Origin of the sequence: Blautia sp. AM47-4, from assembly GCF_003479865.1 — a bacterium.
GTDB classification, from domain to species: Bacteria; Bacillota; Clostridia; order Lachnospirales; family Lachnospiraceae; genus Fusicatenibacter; species Fusicatenibacter saccharivorans.
Genome location: NZ_QUHY01000016.1, coordinates 75,703 through 94,813 on the forward strand (window position 1 = coordinate 75,703; position 19,111 = coordinate 94,813).

Sequence of the window (19,111 nt, forward strand, 5' to 3'; positions counted from 1 at the left end):
GTAGCAGAACTAATTATACTCATACTCGGTGCCTTAGTCAATAGACTCCTTGAAAAAGTTACAGTTTGTTCAAGCGTTTGAGCGCCCGAACATTTTTCGTCCGGGCGCTCTCAGTATCAGTCATAAATCAGCTCAAACTTCACAATCTCCTCTGCCTGTGCCTTGCAAGCGTTCATCTGCCGCACCCATTCCATTTGGTTTTCGGCTTTCAGTTGCTCGGTCACGCCGTTTTGCTCTACCAGTGACCGCACGATCAGCTCCATGCGATTTCGTGCCGCTTCGTCAATCTCGGTGCAATGTTCAAAGAGCTTGTCGGATAGTACCAGCTCATTGAACAGTATCGGACGGTGCATTTCCAGATACGCTTTGCGGAGTCTGCCGTAGTGCCCGAGGGGCTTGGTCTTGCGGATAATGATGTTCGGGATAAGATAATCGCCGTTCTGTGTGTAAGTGATATTCATGCTGTTTGTACTCCTTTCATCGGCTCTCTCTGCGGTAAACTGCTGACCGGGACGAACACGCCCTTTGCAATATCCTCCGCACGAATGGCGGCTTTCTTGGCTTCGATTTCTGCCTTTTTCCGCTTCTTGATTTTGTCCTCGTATCGCTTCTGCGCTCCGCTGGCTTTCCGCTTCAAGTAGTTCTGATGAAGCCTGTCCTTGCGTTCCTCACGTTTGCGGATTTCCTCTAATTCTTCCGGGGTCAGCTCCACTTCTCCAAACGCCGGGGGAACAAATCGCCCGACAAAATTGAAGTAAATCTCGACCTCCTGTGTGGTCTGTATACTGCCTTTGCGGTCACGCTCATGCACAAGGATTTTCTCGATAAACTCGTTGAGCATAGCAATGGTCAGCTTGTCGAAGTTCTCGTACTTGTCAATCAGAGCGATAAAACGGTCAGCGTCCTTTTCGTGCTTCTCATAGCTCTTGACAGCCTTTTCCAGAACAGAGATTTCAGCGGTAAGCTCGGACTGTTCCTTTTCGTATTGAGCGTCCAGAGTGGCGTATCTGCTGTCGGACAGCTTGCCTAAAATGTTGTCCTCATAGATTTTGCAGAGCAGGACTTCCAGCTCGGAAACTCTCTGCTTTGCTGTGGCAAGGCGTGTCCGCTGCTTCCTGACCTCTGCCGTCTGCTGGCTGGACTGCGCTTCCTGCACCACACGGACAAACTCGGCTCGGTCATGCTTGGCATACTCGGCAATGGCTTTCAGCATTTCAGAGACAAGAGACAGTACCACATCTTCATTGATACGGTGCTGTGTCGTGCAGAGCTTTCCAACTGGGACTTTGCTGTATTGGGAACAGGTATATTGAGAAATACGCTTGCCGTTGTTGGTACGGTGGACATACATCTTGCCGCCGCAATCGGCACAATAAAGCAAGCCTGTGAGGGGAGCCGCTTCGCCCCAGCCGTCCGGGTAGCGTCTGACATTCCCACGGATTTTCTGCACAAGGTCAAAGGTCTGCTGGTCAATGATAGGCTCATGGGTATTCTCGAAAATTGTCCATTCGTCCTCCGGGACATAATGGCTTTTCTTGTCCTTGAAGTGCTTTCGGGTCTTGAAATTGATGGTGTGTCCCAGATACTCACGCTTTTCAAGAATGTTGCAGATGGTGGAAGAACCCCAGCCGTACACATCTTTGAAAGTCTTGTTTTTGTTCACGCCCTCGCCGTGTTGGGCAAGGTAAGCAGACGGAATGAGGACTTTTTCTTCTTTCAGTTTGCTGGCGATCTGATACGGACCGTAGCCCTCAATCGTCATGGCAAAAATGCGCTTTACCACCTCTGCGGCTTCGGGGTCAACCAACCATTGGTCTCTGGCTTCGTTCCAGAGATAGCCGTAAATGACCGTGCCTGTGAGGTGCTTGCCGGACTTGCCTTTTGACTGGAAAGTGGAACGGATTTTACGGCTGGTGTCTCTGGCGTAATACTCGTTCATAATGTTGCGGAAAGGGGTAAAATCATCGTCTCCTCTGGCACTGTCCACACCGTCATTGATGGCGATAAGGCGAACGCCACGCTGACGCAGGATTTCCATAATCTGACCGACTTTCAGATAGTCACGACCCATGCGGCTCATGTCCTTGATACACAGATACTCCACATTTCCGGCTTCAACCTCTTTCATCATTGCCAGAAATCCGGGACGGTCAAAGCAAGTGCCGCTAATGCCATCGTCCGTGAAATGGACAATGTTTGTAAAGCCCTGCCGTGCGGCGAACTCCTCCAACATAGCCTTTTGATTGGAAATAGAGTTGCTCTCACGCTGCTGGTCATCATCTTTGCCAAAGTCATCACGGCTCAGTCGTTCGTACAGAGCTGTGATTTTCTCATTTTTTCTCATAACTTGCGCTCCTTTCTTCGGTTTTAGGTTGTGTGTTCTAAGAGACTTCCCAACCGCTTGATTAAGAAGTCTTTTAGAGCATACAACACCGGCAGCGAGCTTATATTTCTTATATTGACGCAGGGCAAAATGATCCGGGTCTTTCTGTTCCAGCGCGTCAAAGAGAAGATCAACGGCATTTTTGAACGACTCATCATCCTCACGGACTTCCATTGCGTTCAGCATTTCTACCAGTGTGGCAAAGTTCTGTTCGTTTGCCGGAGCCTCATAATAGATATATCCGATCAGTGCCGTATAGAGCAGGGTTTCTGCCTTGACCCAGAAATCGTCTCCGGCTTTTCCTTCGCCTTTGGTATTGGCGATCAGAGTCGTGACGATCTTCAAAATATCTTTCTCGGAGTGAATGTAGGCGAATGGGTTAAAGTGCATACTTTTCTGAAAATTGATCGTATTGAATACCCGTATTTTATAGGGCTCATAGATGATCTTTCCTTTTTCATTACGCACAGGCTTTCCGTCCTTGTCCAGCTTTGGCGTGCCTCGCTGCAACATCTTTCCGCATTCCACAAGAACTGTACCTTTCGGATCGGTGACGACGTAGGAACTGTGCATTTGCATCAGATTGGGCTTGATGAAAAAGCGCGTTTTTCCCGAACCTGATCCTCCGACTACCAGTACATTTTTATTTCTTGCATTGGCCGGATTTTTGGGCCTTCCGTTTAACATTAGTCCTTCACTTTGGGTAAGAATGATATTGTTTTCCGGCTTTGGGTCCATAAACGGGGCAATATCGGCTTTATTTCCCCAACGGGCTGAACCGTATTCCACATTTTTGCGGTATTTCTTAGCGTCTTTCCCTCTAAGATAGACTGCCAGCCGCATAATGGCTGCACCGCATAAACCGATCAGCCAGTCCATTGCCGCCCCCGGCCACATATTCTGAAACGCAAGGGCAAAGCCTTCAGACAGTCCTAACAGCTTTTGGGAAGCGTCTGCTCCAGGAGCCAGACGCACCGCCTCGCCCAGCTTGGCAAATACCAGAAGAAACAGAAGATACGGAAGATGGAGAATGACCTGTTTTTTCAGTGTTTCTGCATCGATCTTCATCGTTCCGGTCCTCCGTGTTCTTTGTTCTTTACACGGTCACGACCAAGCGACTGTGCCAGTTCTTTGAACTTATGAAGCTGTGTAAGCAGCGACGGTCTGCTGCTGCGTGTAAGGTCTTTCTTTGTATATTCCTTAAAAGCTGCCGTCAGTGCATCCGCCTGGTTTGCCTTGAAATATACCGTCCATTTTGGGGGATCGGTCCCAAGTTCCTTTTCTATATGGTAGCGTACCTGATGTTTTCTGGCATACCGTTCAAAAGAGCGGATTCGCCCTGAAACTTCAATGGTATTGGCTCCGGGGTCTTTATAAGTCAGCCGCTTCATGCTGTTGCGCCCGACTTTTGGCATTGTGCGTTCCTGTTCCATCTTTTGGAGTACCGCAGCAATAGCCGCACGCAGTACCCGCCCTGACAGTTTTGCTGCCTGTATAGAAACAGAAACCGTTCGTTGTTCGAGATCTTCCTGCAAGAGCATCCTCCTTTCTGATAAAATCGGTATTTATAATATGGAAATAACTTTTTACCGGCTTTCCCCAAGAACCTGCTGTCGGGAAGCGTGTTCAAAGGCTTTTGCTGCCTGATCGACCTGAATTTTAGCATGTTTCAAAAGCGTCTTGATGATCGTAGCCGGGCGTTCCTGTTCCTCCAGATGATCGACCATCCCTTTGCACTCATCCGGGAGGTATTCCGCCATATCTTTCAACACATCGGAAAAGTTACCCATAAAGCCCCAGCAGCTATCCGACAGCTCCCCGTTTTTATAAAGCTCAAACCCATAACATTCGCCACGCAGATAGGAATCGTAAGCAGCGACTTCGCTGCGCATCAGTGCGTCTGCTTTCTGACGGATAGCACCGGTCATCTTGTCAGCGTCAAATTCCCTTAGGGCATCTTCTTTGGAAACATAGATCCAGCCGACCTGTCCGCTGTCCCATTCTGCATGAGGAGCCCTGCCTGAGAAACTTTCTGTACTCATGGCAAGACCGGAGTGGTCGTAGAGATAGAGGGGGAGCATCAGATACTTTTCCGAAATTACTTTCTGCATTGCTTCATCGATCGCCCGTTCCTCTGTCTTTGGTCCATGCCGGAAACGGCTGCTTACAATGTTTACCATCCGTTCATAGCGTTTCATGCCGGCTTCATCATGTCCTACGGTATCTAAATACATTTCCCGCAGGAAGTCATCTTTGTCCATATAGTTGTGATGGTCGCCCAGCGCATAGCGGGGATGGAAGCATACCATCGTCCCGAAATGTTCATCTACCTCACGGGGAGAGATCAGAATATCGTCCGGCTGCACCATAAGGGCATAAGGTTCATTTACTGCCATTAACATAATTGGCTCCTTTCTTTCTACAAATCCGGGCCGGAATGGTGCATCATCGGTTTTTCCCTGTGTTCGTTGGTGGCAGGCTGTTTGACTGCAATAATCTCGCCGGCAATCCTTGCAAATTTTTCAGGGTACTTAAACTGCTCCCCGTATTTCTCCATCAGATCCGGGGAAAGGTCTGTAAAATCTTCCTCGCCAAGACCAACGATCAGAAAATTCCCGGACACAATATCATAAACGTGGCCGTCATCATCAAAGAGAGCCCGGTTCAGAGGCAGTCCCATCAGCTTGCCTTCATCATTGCAGATCAGAGCCACCGGGTCCTCATACGGATAGACCGCCTGAATGTCTCCACCCACTGCCGCCTGCAAAGATTTCAGACCGCTTTCAATCTCCGCAGCATAAGGGGACTTGCCCGGCTCTACCATTAACACTTTCATAACTGTATATCCTCCTTCTTTTTCATTGCCATACCGGGAGCGGCTGGCGTTTTTTCCTGGGTTTTTGCCACAGAGAGCTTCCCCAGGACGGAAGGCTTCTCCTGGTTTTGGGGCGTAAAAATACCGCCCTCCGAAACCTCGGCGGCGGCATGTTCCGTTTTGGTCTGTTCCAGTCCCTCAACCGTATAACCAGGTAAGAGAGTGCCGTGAACCATAAAATGACGCTCATATTCTTTCGGAATTGGCGGGGAAATTTCCGTGAATAAATGGGAATAGGCTTTCTTCCGCCCGTCCAAGTATTTTATGGCTGCATTCTTATCTGTATATCGTTTCTGGTTTTGTCCGGCAATCTTTTCTCCATATCCCTGCTTCGGGGAATGAATACGGACTTCCCATGTCACATACCAGGCAACCGGAATACTCTGTTTTGTTTCCCTGTCATATTTCGTATCTTCCCAAATGCTGCAGGTCATCTGATAGACCCGGTTGCTGATTTTCTGATCCGCCCTCCAGTTATCGGTGTCTTTCCACTGATTGCCGGTATGTTCAATCTCAGGTGTACGAAGATATTCCAAAGCCCGGTTGATCGTCTGTGTTGCCGCTGCCTGCTGTTCCCACTGTTTTGCGGCAGTCACCACGATTTCATAGGCTTTCTGCTCCCCGTCGATACTTCCCTGGCGCATGGCTTCCAGGCTATCTGTTCCCATTGTGATCAGAGTAGAAATATCCACATTTTCACAAACTACGCTGTGTTCAATTTTAAGCTCTGATCCCGGCGTCAAGTGGTCGCCATACCGGTAGGCATGGTAATCCCTGTTTTCTTCCAAAATGCTGTTCATCTCCTGCTATATTTCCGGCTCATGGTTTTTTCTGGAAACCGTCTGTGCCGGTGATTTTTTATCTGCCGGTCTGTTTGCCGCAAGCTGATCCATCACGGAAGGACGGCCGACGCCGAACATGGATAGCTGGCCGTCCGCTGCCTCACGAAGTTCAGAAACAGAGAGGGGAAGCGTTACATCGGCATGGGTCAATAGCTGTTCCCGTTTCAAATCCTGAATGATCTCGTCAAAAACAGCGTTGATCGCACGGCGTTCTTCCCCCACAGGGAAGGCGTTCAATACCTCCATTTCTCCGTCTTTACCGGAAACCAGGGTAAGGGCACAGTCGGCATGGCCTGCCAGATAATCCGATGTGTAGGGCAGTTTGTCCTTGATATAACAGGCAAAGGCTCTGGCTGTCATTTCCACATTGCTGTCCCAATAACCGCCGTCTTTTTCACATTCTTTTCCCATGCGTACCGAATTACGGTAAAAATCAGTTTCCGTCCGTCCAATCTGCGGAGCTTCCTGCGCCTGCATCCCGGAAAGCATACGCTCAAAAATTTCCAGCCGTTCCCGTTCACTTTTGGGAATTACCCGGCCGGTAACATTCTTCTTAAATGCGCTGATCTGTTCCACAGAGCCGGGTTCGCCGGACAAAAATGCTTCCCGCAAGACTGCGTAGGTTTCCATCTGTTCCTCATTGCCATACCGTTTCAGGGAGGCAAGAACCGAGGAATCCAGCCAGCCTGCCGCATTTTTCCGGGTGCGTTCTGTTTGTGCTTCCGTGCGCTTTGCTGCCTGTTCCGGTGTTTCCGGTTTATATTTCATGGTGTCAATGAGTTTTTGGAACGGCGCATAGAGGTGGAGCTGTTCTGACAGCATCCCTTTTGCTCCCATCTTTGTACCAAGATAATCGTCAAGTCCATGCCACCATTCATGTGCCAGGGAACCGGCCCCGTGCATTTTTGTAAGATTGATGACTGTACGCAAAGGTTCATAATGAGCTGCAGCATTGCCACTGCCTCTTGCACCAAAAGCGATAGCAAGTGTTCCCTGATAAGCAATATCTTTATCGCTGATCTTAAGGGCTGACGCCAGATCCTTTAGTGCTTCAAATCCCATGTTAAGGGAGGTCTGCCGGTCGTTCTGGTTCATCCAGTTTCCAAACTCACCGCCGCGGAACCCAAAGGTATCAAGATAATGCTGTCCGGTGATCTCCACGCCATTCCGATAATCCGGTCCGGTACGTTTGACATGGGCAAGCTGTGGAGGGACAAAACGGATCTTTCCGTTTTTGTTCCTGCCTTTGGCAAGTTCCTGCACCCATTTCAGGGCAGCTTCTTTGGTCTCAAAATTGGTCCGCAGGATCGAATAGCCTTTTGTCACATAGTAGGTACCGGGTTTCCAGTCCCCATTTTTAGAATAGGTCTGTTTCCCGTCGTTGAAGTGGATCGCATAACCTTTCGGTATTTTCTGCTCTTTGGAAACACAAAACTGTTCCTTTTTTGCTTTCTGAGCAAAGTTGCGCTCAAAATATTCAGCCGAGCGGATCAGCATGGTATTGGACAATTTGTTTGTGATCACGGGATTGTCCTGTCCCTTTTTCGTTGCCCGGTAATGGATTCCGCTTCCCCAGCCCTGTACCTTTTCTAAGTATCCATTGTCAGCGAAAAAGCGGTCATAGGCTCTTATGGCATCCTCCACAGTACGGACATCTGAAAGCACTGTCTGCAATTCCCGGACTGTTTTTATATATTCCTTTTGTCTCGCGGTCCGTTTTTCCGGGGTGTCATCCGTGCGGTAATACTGAGGGGAAGCGTTTAAGCCGTCCCTCGCTTTTTTGATAAAATAGACCACGCCAAGAGGAATCCCTTCCTCCAGCATGGCTGCATAGTCCGGCTTTTTCCAGACATTATCCTTTTTCACAAATTTTTCGGCTTCGCGCTCATTCATGGCTTCCAGATCATCCGCATACAGCCCGCGGTCTTTCCACAGGTCTTTTTTCGCACCGCCGATCTTTTCGCCAAAATCTTCATGCACTCTTGCCAATCTTCATCACCTCCAGTCTGTGTAGAATTCTTATCGCTCCGGGGCAGGGCGGCGTTCTTCGTTTTTGAGAAGTTGTGGGAGGTTTCCTGTGAGCCGGTCAGTTTCCCTGCGGATCAGTTTGTCCAGAGCGCCTAAATCCTCCGGTGCAATGGCAAACTCCCGGTAATTTTCATACCACAGGTCCGTAGAGACTGCCGCAATGGGCGCAATTTTCTCCGAACCGGATGGAAGAAGGCGATACACAGGGGCTTCGTCATAAAGAAGCATCTGTTTTGCCGTTCCCTGTGGTATGCGGTACTTATCCATATCCGGGTTCTGGGCTGCCTCCATATATTGCATATTCAGGCGTTCTTCTAAATCCTGGGGCATATAACAAAATGCCATATCCATCCACTGTCTGAACATCGTGGAATAGTGGTACTGCCATTCCGTAACTTGATTTGGGGCATAAGAAAATCCCCAACTTTTCAGAGCATCTTTTTCGTAAAGCTCCATTTCAGTCCATTCTTTCAGGCTGACCGTAGCCGCTGAACCATCTTTGCGTTCGATATTGACGCTGCAAGGATAGAGGATATTTCTTTTTATATCCTGCTGCAGCGTGTCTAAATCCATCATCAGGACATCTCCGTACAAGTGACCGCCCTCTCTGCGATCCGTATGAAACAGGAAAGCCCTCGCTCCGATAAACTCCGTTGTTAAGATCATTTGATGAAGGTCTGCCGTAGAACAATAAGCAAACAAGGCGTCGGAAAGCCACATGTGATTTTTCCCCATGATGGCAATGGAATCAGCCCCGGTATTTGTCGCCAGAGAACGCATATTAAATTCGCATTCCCTAAGAAAATCTCCGGCAAAAATATGAAGCTCATACGCAAAGACGGATAAGTCTGTATCACGGATCAAATGAATCTGCGGTAGTGGTTCCTGATTCAATCAAATTCCTCCTTTCATGTGAACCTGACAATTACCGGCTTTCCTTATCATGGGAAGATGCCGGCTGCTTTTTTGCCGGTTCCGTTTTTGCTGCCTGTTCCCGCATTGCTTCCAAAACAGAAGGGCGCCTTTCCGCAGTCTGTTCCAACCGGGCAAGGGTATTAAGTGCCCACTCCGCATTACGGTTAATGGAGGATATAAGAGCGCCCTCCACTTTGAAAGCACCTTTGAACACCCTGGCAATCTTTCCATTTTCTTTTGCGTCTGTCTCCGCAGGTTTTCCTTGAATAGCACGGCCCATATTTTTGAGATGCCGCTCCATTTCGTGATATTCCGTACTGAAAGCGTCAATTCTGGCAACAGCCCTGTTGTTGGCCTGCATACTTTTTTCTGCTGCACTTTGAATGGACTCCAACACCGGTCTGACATGTAAAAACTGTGTGATCCCATTCAAAGCAACAGTACCTCGTTCCCTGAAATCGGCAAGGATATTCCTGCACCCGTTTATGATCTGGCCTTTGAGTTCGGAAAGACGGTGACGCATAACGGAAATATTCATCTCCATAGCTTTACAGCTCTTTTGGAGAGTATCTTTCAGGGAATGGTTCTGTAATCCCTGCATTTCCTGACGCACTGCCTTTAGTTCCTCGGTTGCCTCCAAAAGACGCTGCTCCATCCCGGTCACATGCTCGATTAGCTTGGCAAATTCTTCATATCCCGGTGTATTGTTGTCTTTTAGGAGAGCAAGCAGCTCTTTGACCTGCTCATTTTCCGCAATCGGCTGGCTATCTGTCTCCGTCATTCATCAATCCCTCCCATCTGCCGGTAGCTGCCCTCTGGCAATCTTGCCAACAATCTCCGGACCGGTTTCATAAATCTGCATGAGGCGTTTTGCTGTGCCGCAGGGCTGTGCAGCTCCGCTGGTCCAAAGACGCACTGTGGATGGGGCAACATTCATCAAAAGCGCAAAGCCCTTTTCGTTCATGTCCAGCTTTTTCATCAGCGATTTAACCATATCGGGGCCGTAGTCTGGACACCGGGAAGCCTCGGCAATCATCTGCAAAGCGGTATTTTCAATTTTTTTCATTTTCAAATCCTCCTGTTATTTGTTTTCCAGCCCTATGCCGGGGCAAAGCCGATCTGGTTGTGTTTCATCCTTTTGGCAAAGTCCGGCATCGAATAATTTACCCCGTTAATTTCTGCATGGGTGTCATCCAGACGATGGCAAACAGCAAAATGCCTGTCCCCGTTTCCATAGAACAGGCAAAGTAAACCATTGTCAGGAATAGAAAACAGCGCTTTTCCGGCGCTGTCTGTAAAGCAGATCTGTTGAGATCCATTCATGTTGAAATCCTCCCTAAATTGAAACAGCCGCCTCTTTTGGGCGGCGTTGGTGCTGGCTGGTTTGCAGTTGTTCCCGAACCTCCAGCAATTTTTCATTGTAATCTTTTCCCATCCGGGGAGGGTTGACACTTACCCGGATATGACGGAAACGTTTATCCTCGTGGAGCATGGTCTTGATTTTCCGGGCATTGACAAATCCGGCAAGATCGTGGTCCATATAAAGGGTAACACGCCGGATCTCCGGGTGGCGTTCCAGAAAAGAAGTCAGCGCCACATGGGAAGTACCTCCCAAAGACAAGCGGTAACCATTCCATTTCCATCCCTCCAGCTCTTGAAGCGTTGCATGGGAAAGCGCATCAATAGGAGCTTCAAAGACTGCCACATGCCGGCTACCCGGACTTTGCGGGGGATAACAAAAGTTATATCCTTTGTCGCTGCCATAGACATCCTTTTTGAGATTGCCGCCGATACTGCGCATACAGGCGAACTTCGCTTTCCCGGAATCATCTTTCCCTACAAATACACAAACCGGTTCTCCATGATACCGGGCTTCGTAAAAAATCCCGGCTTGTAAACACTGGCGAATGACTTCTGAGCTGATTCCCCGTTTCTGCAAATAGGAGACCGCAGCGGTCGCGCAACGTCTGGCCCAGGGGAGAGAGAATGCTTTCTTTTCCGGTTCTTTTGATACCTGTATTTCTGCCGTACTTCGGTAAGCCGGTGTATGTCGGATTTCGCCACCTACCAGAGCATGAACCGCATCCACAAGACCATATCCCCGAATCTGGATCAGGTAGTCCAGCGCATTGATACTCCGTCCACGGCTGTTCCAGTACCAGTACCTTTTCCCGGTCACATATACCAGACTGTCATGTTCCTTATGCCGGAAATTAGGTCCATCCCGTTTCAGCACACCGGTTCATGGAACTGCAGGTAAGTAAACAGATCAGCTTCCCGCGCTGCCTGAATCTGTTCTTTGGTTACGCCGGGCATTGTACCGGCACAGTGATTCTTTTCATCGTGCTTTGCCTCCTTCCTGTGATGGAATGAAAAAAGACACCCAAAGGTGCCTAACAGCCGTACAGATCGTGATTGACCTCGGCACGGTAATAGCTGTCCATTGTAGCCGGGGCATTATACAGCGCCGCCAGCAGATATGCTTTGATATTTCCGACCTTCGTCGTGTTCTTGTCGATACAGTCAAAGACATACTCTAAGTGACCGGAATTGATCTTCAGGAACCGGCTCTTGACGATCTCCCGCGGAAAATCATCTCCGGCGATGCGTATGTAAGGGCGTTTCGACAAAATCACTTCAAGCATAAGTTCAAGGGTTTCGTCCAGACGTTCCCTGCCATACCGTAAGACCAGTAAGTCATATTCGATATTTTCTTTGATGATTTCACGATAGGCTTCTATCAGCTCTATCCGATCCATCCCATCCGTGCGGCTTGCCGCTTCCGGCTCTGCCGGATAGATTGATGGATAAGTTATTGATTTATCTTTTTTTGATTTTTTTGTTTTTAATGGATTAGTATTTAATTGTACCGGATTTGCCTGTTCAGGTTCCGCCTGTTTAGGTTTTGCCTGTTCAGGTTTTACCTGTCTTGGATTTTCCCGTTTAGGTGAAAGCCCTGTGTTTTCGGTGCTTACAGGCTGCTCATGGATCGTATATTCAATGTCTCCCAACTGCCCGTTATCATAGCGGAGGCGCTGCCTGGTGAGATAACCATGCCGCTCCAGTTCCTTCAGGGCAGTAGTGATAGAATCCACACCGTCCTTGCAGATATGGGCGAGTCCTTTCGTGGTATAATCCCAATCTTCCGGCAGCGACAACATAAGTGATAAAAGCCCCTTTGCCTTTAAGGACAACTCCGTATTGCGCAGATGGTGATTGCTCATTATCGTAAAGTCCTTTGTTTTCTCTACACGGAATACTGCCATTGTATCGCCTCCTTTCTTCGACTATTCCGTTACAAGGCATGATCCCTGTGGTCATAATGGAGATGACCGCCAGAGACCTTCGCATGGTTTTTCAGTTTCACTTCGCCCCGTTCCTGGCTCTCTAAAAATTTCTGATAGCCGGCATCTGTAAGGAACAAGCGCATCTTATCGCCTTTGTCGCCAACAGGGGAATCGTAAGACAATACATCAAAAATGATCATGTGCCTTACCTCCGGGTCAAAACGTTCAAGTGCCATGATGTCATGCCCCTTCAATTTTTCTGCACCTGATTGTTGTCTGACCTCGGCGATCTTTTCTCCAATCGTCCGGGCTGGATAGGGCAGACGGTAATTCTTCTGAATATCTTTTACCAAGTCCATGCACTCTGCATTTGACAGAACACGAAGTTTTGCCATAAGACCTTCTGCCGCCTCCCGCTGTTCGGAATTATTTGAATACCGCACGGTCATATAAATTTCATTCAGGATCTTTGTCTGATAATCGCCCTCAACCTGAAAGAGCAGCTTTTTTTCCATTTCGTTTAATTCCATGGGGATCTCCTTTCTCTTGAAAATAGGTATGAAAAAAGGGCGTCCACCTTAAAAGTGAAACGCCCTTTGGCTTATACACTATTAAATTTTATATACAAAGCAAGTTTGCCGCTGTTATGCCACATTTTGCTGGTATCTCAATGTTACCTTTCCATCCTTAAGTCCGTGGATCACCTCCTGAAAAAGTGCATCGGTCTGCCGTCCCGTCTCATCCGTTCCGCCGTACGTCAGCCCGGATGTCATATTCATAATATCCTCCAGAAGGATCTCCCGCTCCGCTTTTTCTATCTTCCCATCCGCTGTACATACAACCGGGTTCCGGAAGCCCGGCAGATACTTGCTGACCGGATCCGCCAGATCGACGATTCCGCGCTCTACCAGAATCATCATGGCCGTCGCGGTAATCGGCTTGCTCATGGAGTAGAGGCGGAAAATATTATCGCGGGAAACCGGCTTTTTTGCTTCGATATCCGCATATCCGCTCTCCAGATAAACCTGCTCCTCTCCGTCTTTGATCACCATCAGAAGACAGCCCGGTGTCTCTCCTTTTGCAACGGACGCATCCATCACCTGCTGCAGTCTTTTCTTTATCACCTGTTCCATGGTATGTCCTAACCTCCATCTAAATTTCATTGTTTTTTCCTATTTTACCTCTCTTTTTGCCCCCTGTCATCTTTTATCTTGCTTTTCTTCTTCTATCCTCATTGTCTTTTTTTTCTGAAATCTTACAACTTTTCTGAAATTAAGAAAAACCATCAAAAACCATCATTGCCCTATTCCGAAAAATATGCTATTCTATATGTATATATATTTATGAATCTTCAGCTATTTAGAAAAACGAGGTGAACATCTTGCTGAAAACGAACGAATCCGCAGAAAATTATTTGGAAACCATTTTAGTCTTAAGTCAGAAAAAACCCGTTGTACGCGGTGTTGATATTGCAGAAGAACTTGGCTTTAAAAAATCAAGTGTCAGCGTTGCCATGAAAAACTTAAGAGAAAAAGAGCAGATCCGCGTAACGCCGGAAGGCTACATCTACCTGACCGACAGCGGACGCGCGATCGCAGAGATGATCTATGAGCGCCACCAGCTCCTCTCCCGCGGCCTGATGAGCCTTGGTGTTGATGAGCAGACCGCCACGGAAGATGCCTGCCGCATCGAGCATGTCATCAGCCAGGAAAGCTTTGAAGCGATCAAACGTCATCTGCACATGACTGCCGAAAAATAAACATGACAAAGAAAACGCTGCCGGAGTTCTCTTCTCTCCGACAGCGTTTCTCTTTCCGCCCGAAAGTCTCCCATTTCTTTGCCGGAGCCTTTCGGGTTTTCTTTTTACAGCATAAAAGTATACGTTCCGCTTCCCAGTTCCACGGTATCCGCCGGATCCTGCGTGTTTTTAAACAGGGTTGCCGTTGTATTGACCGGAATCGTAACCTGATACTCTATTTTGTCACCTTTCCGCTCCCATCCGGCAGAAATCACGCCGTACGGGCTGTCTACGGAACCTTTCATAAACTCGAGCGGGCCCGGCTGCGGTTTCAGCAGAATGTGCTGATAACCCGGTTTTGTCTCGTCTCTCTGGATACCAAGTCCCGTGTGATACAGCCAGGAAAGAACGCTTCCGAGAGAATAATGATTGAACGAGTTCATCGCATTCTGTCCGCCGAAGCCTTTTTCCTTCGTGTAGGAATCCCAGTGCTCCCAGATCGTCGTCGCTCCCTGGGTCACCGGATACAGCCACGACGGGAATGCCGTCTGCAGCATCATCTTCCAGGCATCCTCCACAGCGCCCTGCTCGGTCAGCATCTGGTTCAGAATACCCGTTCCAAAGAATCCCGTTCCGACCGTATGGCCGATCGCTCTCGTCTTTCGGATCAGATGCTCTCCTATTCTCTTTCTGTCTTCTGCCACACCATAAGACAGTGCAATTGCATACGAGCACTGCGTATCACACAGCGTTCCGTCCGCATTGCAGGTCTTTCCGGAATCCGGAAGTACAAATGTCTCATTCCAGAATTTCTTCACCTTCGCAGCAAGCGCCTCATACTGATGCTGCTCCTCTGTTCTTCCGAGCGCACCGGCAATCCGGCTCATCAGATCGGCTTCTTTATAATAGAATGCATTCCATAAAAGCAGCAGATCCGTCTCTTCCGGTGCCAGCCAGTCGCCAAGCGGTCCGATCGCCGGATTTACCTTCGTTCCCGGCAGACCCTTATCCTTCATATAGTCCATATATTTCTGCATGCCAGGATAAAATTTCTCCAGTGTGCGGATATCCCCATACTGCTCATACAGTTCCCACGCCATAAAAATACTCGCACACTCATACGTAATGCCGCCGAATCCGCCGCCCACCGGTGCAATCTCCGGGTACTGGCCTTCCGGTGTCTGCAGATCACACATCGCCTGCAGGTTCCGCTCATAGAATTTCTTCAGGCTGCTGTTGTTGAGCGCCGTATGGCAGAAAATATGCGTATCGCCCGCCCAGCCCATGCGCTCATTTCTCTGCGGGCAGTCGGTCGGAATGTTGATAAAGTTGCATTTCTGTGACCAGGAAACATTCTCGGCAAACCGGTTCAGCAGTTTATGGCTACTCGTAAGGCTTCCATGGAATTCCGTCACAGAAGAATACTGAAGACTCTCTACTTCTTCCAGCTCCGGCGCATGCTCCACACCGCTGATCTCAATATAGCGGTAGCCGTGGAAGGTAAACTTCGGCTGGAACACCTCTTCCCCGCCGCGGCAGATATAAACATCCGTACTCGTCGCATCCCGGTAATTTTCCAGCATCATCGTGCCTTCTTTTCCGGCATACTCCGGCAGATCCGGATAAAGCACCTCCGCATAGCGGATGATGATCTTTGTGCCCGCCTTCTCATGCAGTGTAATCCGCGGTACACCAGCCATCTCCTGTTCCAGATCGTAGAGATACACACCCGGGAACAGCTCTTTTCTCGTCTTTGCCGTTCTCTGGTCCACAATCCGCACTGGCGCATCGTACTCACCGATATATTCCGGCTTCTGCTCATGAACCGCCGGCCAGGACCGTCCAAAGCCCGGCATCGTGCAGAACTCTTCGATCATGACGGTATCCACAACAACTGGCTTTTCCCAGGTGCTGTCATCAAACTCCGGCAGAGAATAAGTTTCGTAAACCTCTGCCCGGCGCGCATCGTACTGCTCTCCGGCAAAGTAGCTGGAAAACAGGTAAGGACCTTCTCCGAAATACTTCCAATCCTCGGTATTTGTTCCAAAGACCTCGCGGCTGCCGTCCTCGTACTTCATGACAACCTTGGCAAGCAGACTCTCCTTGTCTCCAAAGTAATTGAAGTTCTTCACCACAAAGGTCTGTGCCTCGCTCCACCAGCCCGATGCCAGCGTCACGCCGATTCCGTTTCGGCCCGGTTTCATCAGCCCTGTGATATCGTATGTCTGATAGTTCATTCTGTGGTCATACTGTGTCAGACCCGGACGCAGCAGATCTTTCGTGATCTCCTGTCCGTTGATCCGGCAGTCGTAGATACCGCGCGCAGTAATATAAAGGCGTGCCGATGCCAGTTTTTTCTCTTTCTGGCAGGAAATACACGACCGCAGCATTGGAATTGAATGATGGGACGGATCTGCCGTAATCTGGCTGTCTTCTACTTTAAAGTATCCGTTTTCCACCGGAATCTGATCCGCAAAGATACTTTTTCCCCCATCCAGCCGTCCTTCCGGCGTCTCACGAATAATTTCCGCGGATGGTTTTCTTACGTTTCTTACAGTCAGATTCTTAAAATATCCTGTCGTCCCTTTTCCTGCATAAAATCCGATCTCATTCAGTCTCGGATACGGCAGCACATCGTTATTTCCTCTCGGATTCAGCTGGCGGCCTGATACTTTCGTTCCAAAAAATCCATGCTCTTCAATTGCATCCACGAGAATGCCGTCGACATAGGCGTATGCCACATTGCCGTCAACCTCTACGGTCAGCTTATGAAAGGCATCGGCATTCTCTGGTGTCAGGATTTCCTGCGTTTTCTCTTTCCAGTTGACCAGTTTCGTAACGGCAAACGGTTTTTCCGCTGTATCCTCCGGCGCATAGCCCACGCGGTAAATTTCGAGGCGTGCATCTCCATCCTCAAGGCACACAGCATAACGGATATAGTTCTCCCCTTCCATGCCAAGCTCATTTTTCGTATGATCGTTCAGACGGAAGTCATTGGCTCCAAAGACGATACCCGCTTCTCCCTTCCCGCCTTCCATCCAAAATTCACTCTCGATCGTAAAAACACCGCGGTTTTCCGCGCATACCGTCGCATGCGGTGCGCCGATCCACTCAGCTCCCTCCCATGCTGCATACAAAGAATCCATAAGGCCTGTCTCGAAGGAACTTTCTGCTTCTGCTTTTCCGCCGTGGTTATCCCACACCTCTGCTTTTACCTCATATTTGGTACAGGGCTGCAGTGCTTCTCCTTCATAACCAATCCCTGTTGATACGCCGGTTTCCATTTTTCCGCTGTCCCACACAGTATCTTCTCCGGTGCGCACAACGATCCGGCATGCGCTCTGCATCAGATTCTGTTCTCCTTCTTCTGCCGTCAGCAGCCAGGAAAATGCCGGTTTTTTCTCATCCAGCCCGATCGGTGCCATCTGATCTTCAATCAGAATTCTCTCTATCTTCATTTGGTAACCTCCCATTGCAAGTTTTGCCTTCTTTGCTGATTGTATTATACCGTCCAGCAGCTATTTCTGTTAAGATCAGTTTTTGCCCAAAAAAGCGTCTTTATTTGCATCTTTTCCGGTGTTATAATAAAGAAAATTACGAAAGAGAGGTACCATCAAATGAAAGTATTATTAATCAACGGAAGTCCTCACGCAAAAGGCAGCACTTATACTGCCCTGCACGAAATGGAAAAAGTCTTTACAGAAAATGGTATTGAGGCGGAAATCGTACATATCGGAAATAAAGATATCCGCGGCTGTGTTGCCTGCGGTGCCTGTTCCAAGCTCGGAAAATGTGCTTTTTCCGATATGGTAAATGAGGTTGCTCCGAAATTTGAAGAGGCTGACGGCCTTGTTGTCGGAAGTCCGGTTTATTATGCATCTGCAAATGCAACACTTATTGCTTTTCTTGACCGGCTGTTCTACAGCACACACTTTGACAAGACCATGAAAGTCGGCGCTTCGGTTGTCTCTGCACGCCGCGGCGGTCTTTCCGCTACCTTTGATGAGCTGAACAAATACTTCACCATCTCCGGCATGCCGGTTGCTTCCGGCCAGTATTGGAACAGTATCCATGGAAATAATGCGGACGAGGCACAGCAAGATCTCGAGGCCTGCAGATCATGCGTACCCTTGCACGGAATATGAGTTTTCTGATGAAGAGCATCCAGCTCGGAAAAGAATCCTTTGGTCTTCCGGAAAAGGAACCGCGCGTCGGCACAAACTTTATCCGTTAATTTATCTGTTAAGCAAGATGCCGTCTTTCAGACTTTTTTCTATGTCTGAAATACGGCATCTTTTATAGCTGGAAGAAATTTTATACACGAAAAAAGCCTGCTTCCGCAGACTTTTTAAAGCGACCCGGATCGGGATCGAACCGACGACCTCCGCCGTGACAGGGCGGCGCTCTAACCAGCTGAGCCACCGGGCCAGACATATACAGAATATAAAATATGGAACTAAAGTGGACCTTCAGGGACTCGAACCCGGGACCGACCGGTTATGAGCCGGTTGCTCTAACCAACTGAGCTAAAGGTCCAAAGAGCCGATGATCGGACTCGAACCGATAACCTGCTGATTACAAATCAGCTGCTCTGCCAATTGAGCCACATCGGCATACATAACAAATATTTTATATTCAGTGACTCCGACGGGAATCGAACCCGTGTTACCGCCGTGAAAGGGCGATGTCTTAACCGCTTGACCACGGAGCCATATTTACTTTTTGAAAGAACTGACCTGTAAGAGTTTCTTACAGGTCGCATTCACTCCCCGAGTTGGGCTCGAACCAACAACCCTTCGGTTAACAGCCGAATGCTCTACCATTGAGCTATCGAGGATTATTCAATTGAAGATATCTGATATACCTTCAAAACCGCATACACTATACATCTATCATTCCATTTTTGTGAACACAACCATTCAGGTCAAGCCCTCGACCGATTAGTAACAGTCAGCTCCATGCCTTACGGCACTTCCACCCCTGCCCTATCTACCTCGTCGTCTTCAAGGGGTCTTACTTCTTTCGAATGGGATATCTCATCTT

17 protein-coding genes, 5 tRNA genes, 1 rRNA gene and 1 pseudogene are annotated in these 19,111 nt (G+C 48.7%); 2 read left to right on the forward strand and 22 right to left on the reverse strand.

All coding sequences use genetic code 11. The annotated features are described in order from the left end of the window. Positions 1–116 precede the first annotated feature (116 nt). The 15 genes from DW965_RS11775 to DW965_RS11845 form a co-directional block, all read right to left on the reverse strand. Positions 117–461 carry a TnpV protein gene (locus DW965_RS11775; RefSeq protein WP_118717891.1) on the reverse strand — a complete coding sequence of 115 codons (345 nt, stop codon included), beginning with the start codon at positions 459–461 and terminating at the stop codon, positions 117–119. Then, on the reverse strand, positions 458–3,451 hold the full coding sequence (locus DW965_RS22170; RefSeq protein WP_119198414.1) for a DUF4368 domain-containing protein: 2,994 nt from the start codon (positions 3,449–3,451) through the stop codon (positions 458–460). Before DW965_RS22170 ends, DW965_RS11775 begins: the two co-directional genes overlap by 4 nt. Then, complete coding sequence (locus DW965_RS11785) at positions 3,448–3,918, reverse strand: PcfB family protein (RefSeq protein ID WP_067536884.1); 471 nt, start codon at positions 3,916–3,918, stop codon at positions 3,448–3,450. The genes DW965_RS22170 and DW965_RS11785 overlap by 4 nt, the downstream gene beginning before the upstream one ends. Positions 3,919–3,969: 51 nt before the next feature. Then, positions 3,970–4,785: a hypothetical protein gene (locus DW965_RS11790; RefSeq protein WP_118174139.1), complete on the reverse strand. Its 816-nt coding sequence runs from the start codon at positions 4,783–4,785 to the stop codon at positions 3,970–3,972. A gap of 17 nt (positions 4,786–4,802) precedes the next feature. Beyond that, positions 4,803–5,219 (reverse strand): DUF3846 domain-containing protein, encoded by a 417-nt coding sequence (locus tag DW965_RS11795; RefSeq protein ID WP_064786913.1) that lies wholly within the window; start codon positions 5,217–5,219, stop codon positions 4,803–4,805. Then, positions 5,216–6,046 (reverse strand): hypothetical protein, encoded by an 831-nt coding sequence (locus tag DW965_RS11800; protein WP_119198415.1) that lies wholly within the window; start codon positions 6,044–6,046, stop codon positions 5,216–5,218. Before DW965_RS11800 ends, DW965_RS11795 begins: the two co-directional genes overlap by 4 nt. An 18-nt stretch (positions 6,047–6,064) precedes the next feature. Further along, positions 6,065–7,993, reverse strand: a complete 1,929-nt coding sequence (locus tag DW965_RS11805) for an LPD1 domain-containing protein (protein WP_243036627.1) — start codon at positions 7,991–7,993, stop codon at positions 6,065–6,067. Positions 7,994–8,119: 126 nt separating this feature from the next. Beyond that, a complete protein-coding gene (locus DW965_RS11810; RefSeq protein ID WP_118688577.1) occupies positions 8,120–9,022 on the reverse strand; it encodes a hypothetical protein in 903 nt (300 codons plus the stop codon). A gap of 31 nt (positions 9,023–9,053) precedes the next feature. Next, complete coding sequence (locus DW965_RS11815) at positions 9,054–9,824, reverse strand: DUF6674 family protein (RefSeq protein ID WP_117514319.1); 771 nt, start codon at positions 9,822–9,824, stop codon at positions 9,054–9,056. 3 nt (positions 9,825–9,827) lie between these two features. Continuing rightward, positions 9,828–10,109: a helix-turn-helix domain-containing protein gene (locus DW965_RS11820; RefSeq protein ID WP_117514321.1), complete on the reverse strand. Its 282-nt coding sequence runs from the start codon at positions 10,107–10,109 to the stop codon at positions 9,828–9,830. A gap of 32 nt (positions 10,110–10,141) precedes the next feature. After that, positions 10,142–10,366 (reverse strand): hypothetical protein, encoded by a 225-nt coding sequence (locus DW965_RS11825; RefSeq protein ID WP_118688578.1) that lies wholly within the window; start codon positions 10,364–10,366, stop codon positions 10,142–10,144. Between the two features lie 13 nt (positions 10,367–10,379). Further along, positions 10,380–11,279 carry a DUF3991 domain-containing protein gene (locus DW965_RS11830; protein WP_243036626.1) on the reverse strand — a complete coding sequence of 300 codons (900 nt, stop codon included), beginning with the start codon at positions 11,277–11,279 and terminating at the stop codon, positions 10,380–10,382. A gap of 157 nt (positions 11,280–11,436) precedes the next feature. Continuing rightward, positions 11,437–12,309: a DUF6017 domain-containing protein gene (locus tag DW965_RS11835; RefSeq protein WP_117514327.1), complete on the reverse strand. Its 873-nt coding sequence runs from the start codon at positions 12,307–12,309 to the stop codon at positions 11,437–11,439. A gap of 29 nt (positions 12,310–12,338) precedes the next feature. Then, complete coding sequence (locus DW965_RS11840; RefSeq protein ID WP_119198417.1) at positions 12,339–12,860, reverse strand: DUF5720 family protein; 522 nt, start codon at positions 12,858–12,860, stop codon at positions 12,339–12,341. A 114-nt stretch (positions 12,861–12,974) separates the two neighbouring features. After that, positions 12,975–13,463 (reverse strand): serine hydrolase domain-containing protein, encoded by a 489-nt coding sequence (locus tag DW965_RS11845; RefSeq protein WP_119198418.1) that lies wholly within the window; start codon positions 13,461–13,463, stop codon positions 12,975–12,977. Between the two features lie 251 nt (positions 13,464–13,714). On the opposite strand from DW965_RS11845, the gene DW965_RS11850 reads away from it, so the two are divergent. Continuing rightward, positions 13,715–14,089, forward strand: coding sequence for a metal-dependent transcriptional regulator (locus DW965_RS11850; protein ID WP_055221737.1), 375 nt, complete (start codon positions 13,715–13,717; stop codon positions 14,087–14,089). A 104-nt stretch (positions 14,090–14,193) separates the two neighbouring features. Here DW965_RS11850 and DW965_RS11855 read toward each other — a convergent pair whose 3' ends face one another. Then, positions 14,194–17,526: an alpha-L-rhamnosidase gene (locus DW965_RS11855; RefSeq protein WP_158582843.1), complete on the reverse strand. Its 3,333-nt coding sequence runs from the start codon at positions 17,524–17,526 to the stop codon at positions 14,194–14,196. A 159-nt stretch (positions 17,527–17,685) separates the two neighbouring features. Here DW965_RS11855 and DW965_RS11860 point away from each other — a divergent pair. Further along, a pseudogene (locus tag DW965_RS11860) lies at positions 17,686–18,302 on the forward strand (flavodoxin family protein). 120 nt (positions 18,303–18,422) lie between these two features. Here the strand turns inward: DW965_RS11860 and DW965_RS11865 are convergent. The 6 genes from DW965_RS11865 to DW965_RS11890 all read right to left on the reverse strand — a co-directional run. Beyond that, positions 18,423–18,496: transfer RNA gene (locus DW965_RS11865), tRNA-Asp, on the reverse strand. A 34-nt stretch (positions 18,497–18,530) separates the two neighbouring features. Then, a tRNA-Ile gene (locus DW965_RS11870) sits at positions 18,531–18,604 on the reverse strand. A gap of 4 nt (positions 18,605–18,608) precedes the next feature. Next, positions 18,609–18,681, reverse strand: a tRNA-Thr gene (locus tag DW965_RS11875). Between the two features lie 26 nt (positions 18,682–18,707). Continuing rightward, positions 18,708–18,779 (reverse strand) — tRNA-Glu (locus DW965_RS11880). Positions 18,780–18,833: 54 nt separating this feature from the next. Beyond that, positions 18,834–18,905, reverse strand: a tRNA-Asn gene (locus tag DW965_RS11885). A gap of 83 nt (positions 18,906–18,988) precedes the next feature. Next, a 23S ribosomal RNA gene (locus tag DW965_RS11890) occupies positions 18,989–19,111 on the reverse strand; the annotation flags it as partial.

Bases quoted from the DNA above. Each gene is read 5' to 3' on its own strand.
- DW965_RS11845 (WP_119198418.1), bottom strand. From the start codon at position 13,463: ATGGAACAGGTGATAAAGAAAAGACTGCAGCAGGTGATGGATGCGTCC.
- DW965_RS11825 (WP_118688578.1), bottom strand. From the start codon at position 10,366: ATGAATGGATCTCAACAGATCTGCTTTACAGACAGCGCCGGAAAAGCG.
- DW965_RS22170 (WP_119198414.1), bottom strand. From the start codon at position 3,451: ATGAAGATCGATGCAGAAACACTGAAAAAACAGGTCATTCTCCATCTT.
- DW965_RS11820 (WP_117514321.1), bottom strand. From the start codon at position 10,109: ATGAAAAAAATTGAAAATACCGCTTTGCAGATGATTGCCGAGGCTTCC.
- DW965_RS11790 (WP_118174139.1), bottom strand. From the start codon at position 4,785: ATGTTAATGGCAGTAAATGAACCTTATGCCCTTATGGTGCAGCCGGAC.
- DW965_RS11795 (WP_064786913.1), bottom strand. From the start codon at position 5,219: ATGAAAGTGTTAATGGTAGAGCCGGGCAAGTCCCCTTATGCTGCGGAG.
- DW965_RS11775 (WP_118717891.1), bottom strand. From the start codon at position 461: ATGAATATCACTTACACACAGAACGGCGATTATCTTATCCCGAACATC.
- DW965_RS11805 (WP_243036627.1), bottom strand. From the start codon at position 7,993: ATGAATGAGCGCGAAGCCGAAAAATTTGTGAAAAAGGATAATGTCTGG.
- DW965_RS11840 (WP_119198417.1), bottom strand. From the start codon at position 12,860: ATGGAATTAAACGAAATGGAAAAAAAGCTGCTCTTTCAGGTTGAGGGC.
- DW965_RS11835 (WP_117514327.1), bottom strand. From the start codon at position 12,309: ATGGCAGTATTCCGTGTAGAGAAAACAAAGGACTTTACGATAATGAGC.
- DW965_RS11855 (WP_158582843.1), bottom strand. From the start codon at position 17,526: ATGAAGATAGAGAGAATTCTGATTGAAGATCAGATGGCACCGATCGGG.
- DW965_RS11815 (WP_117514319.1), bottom strand. From the start codon at position 9,824: ATGACGGAGACAGATAGCCAGCCGATTGCGGAAAATGAGCAGGTCAAA.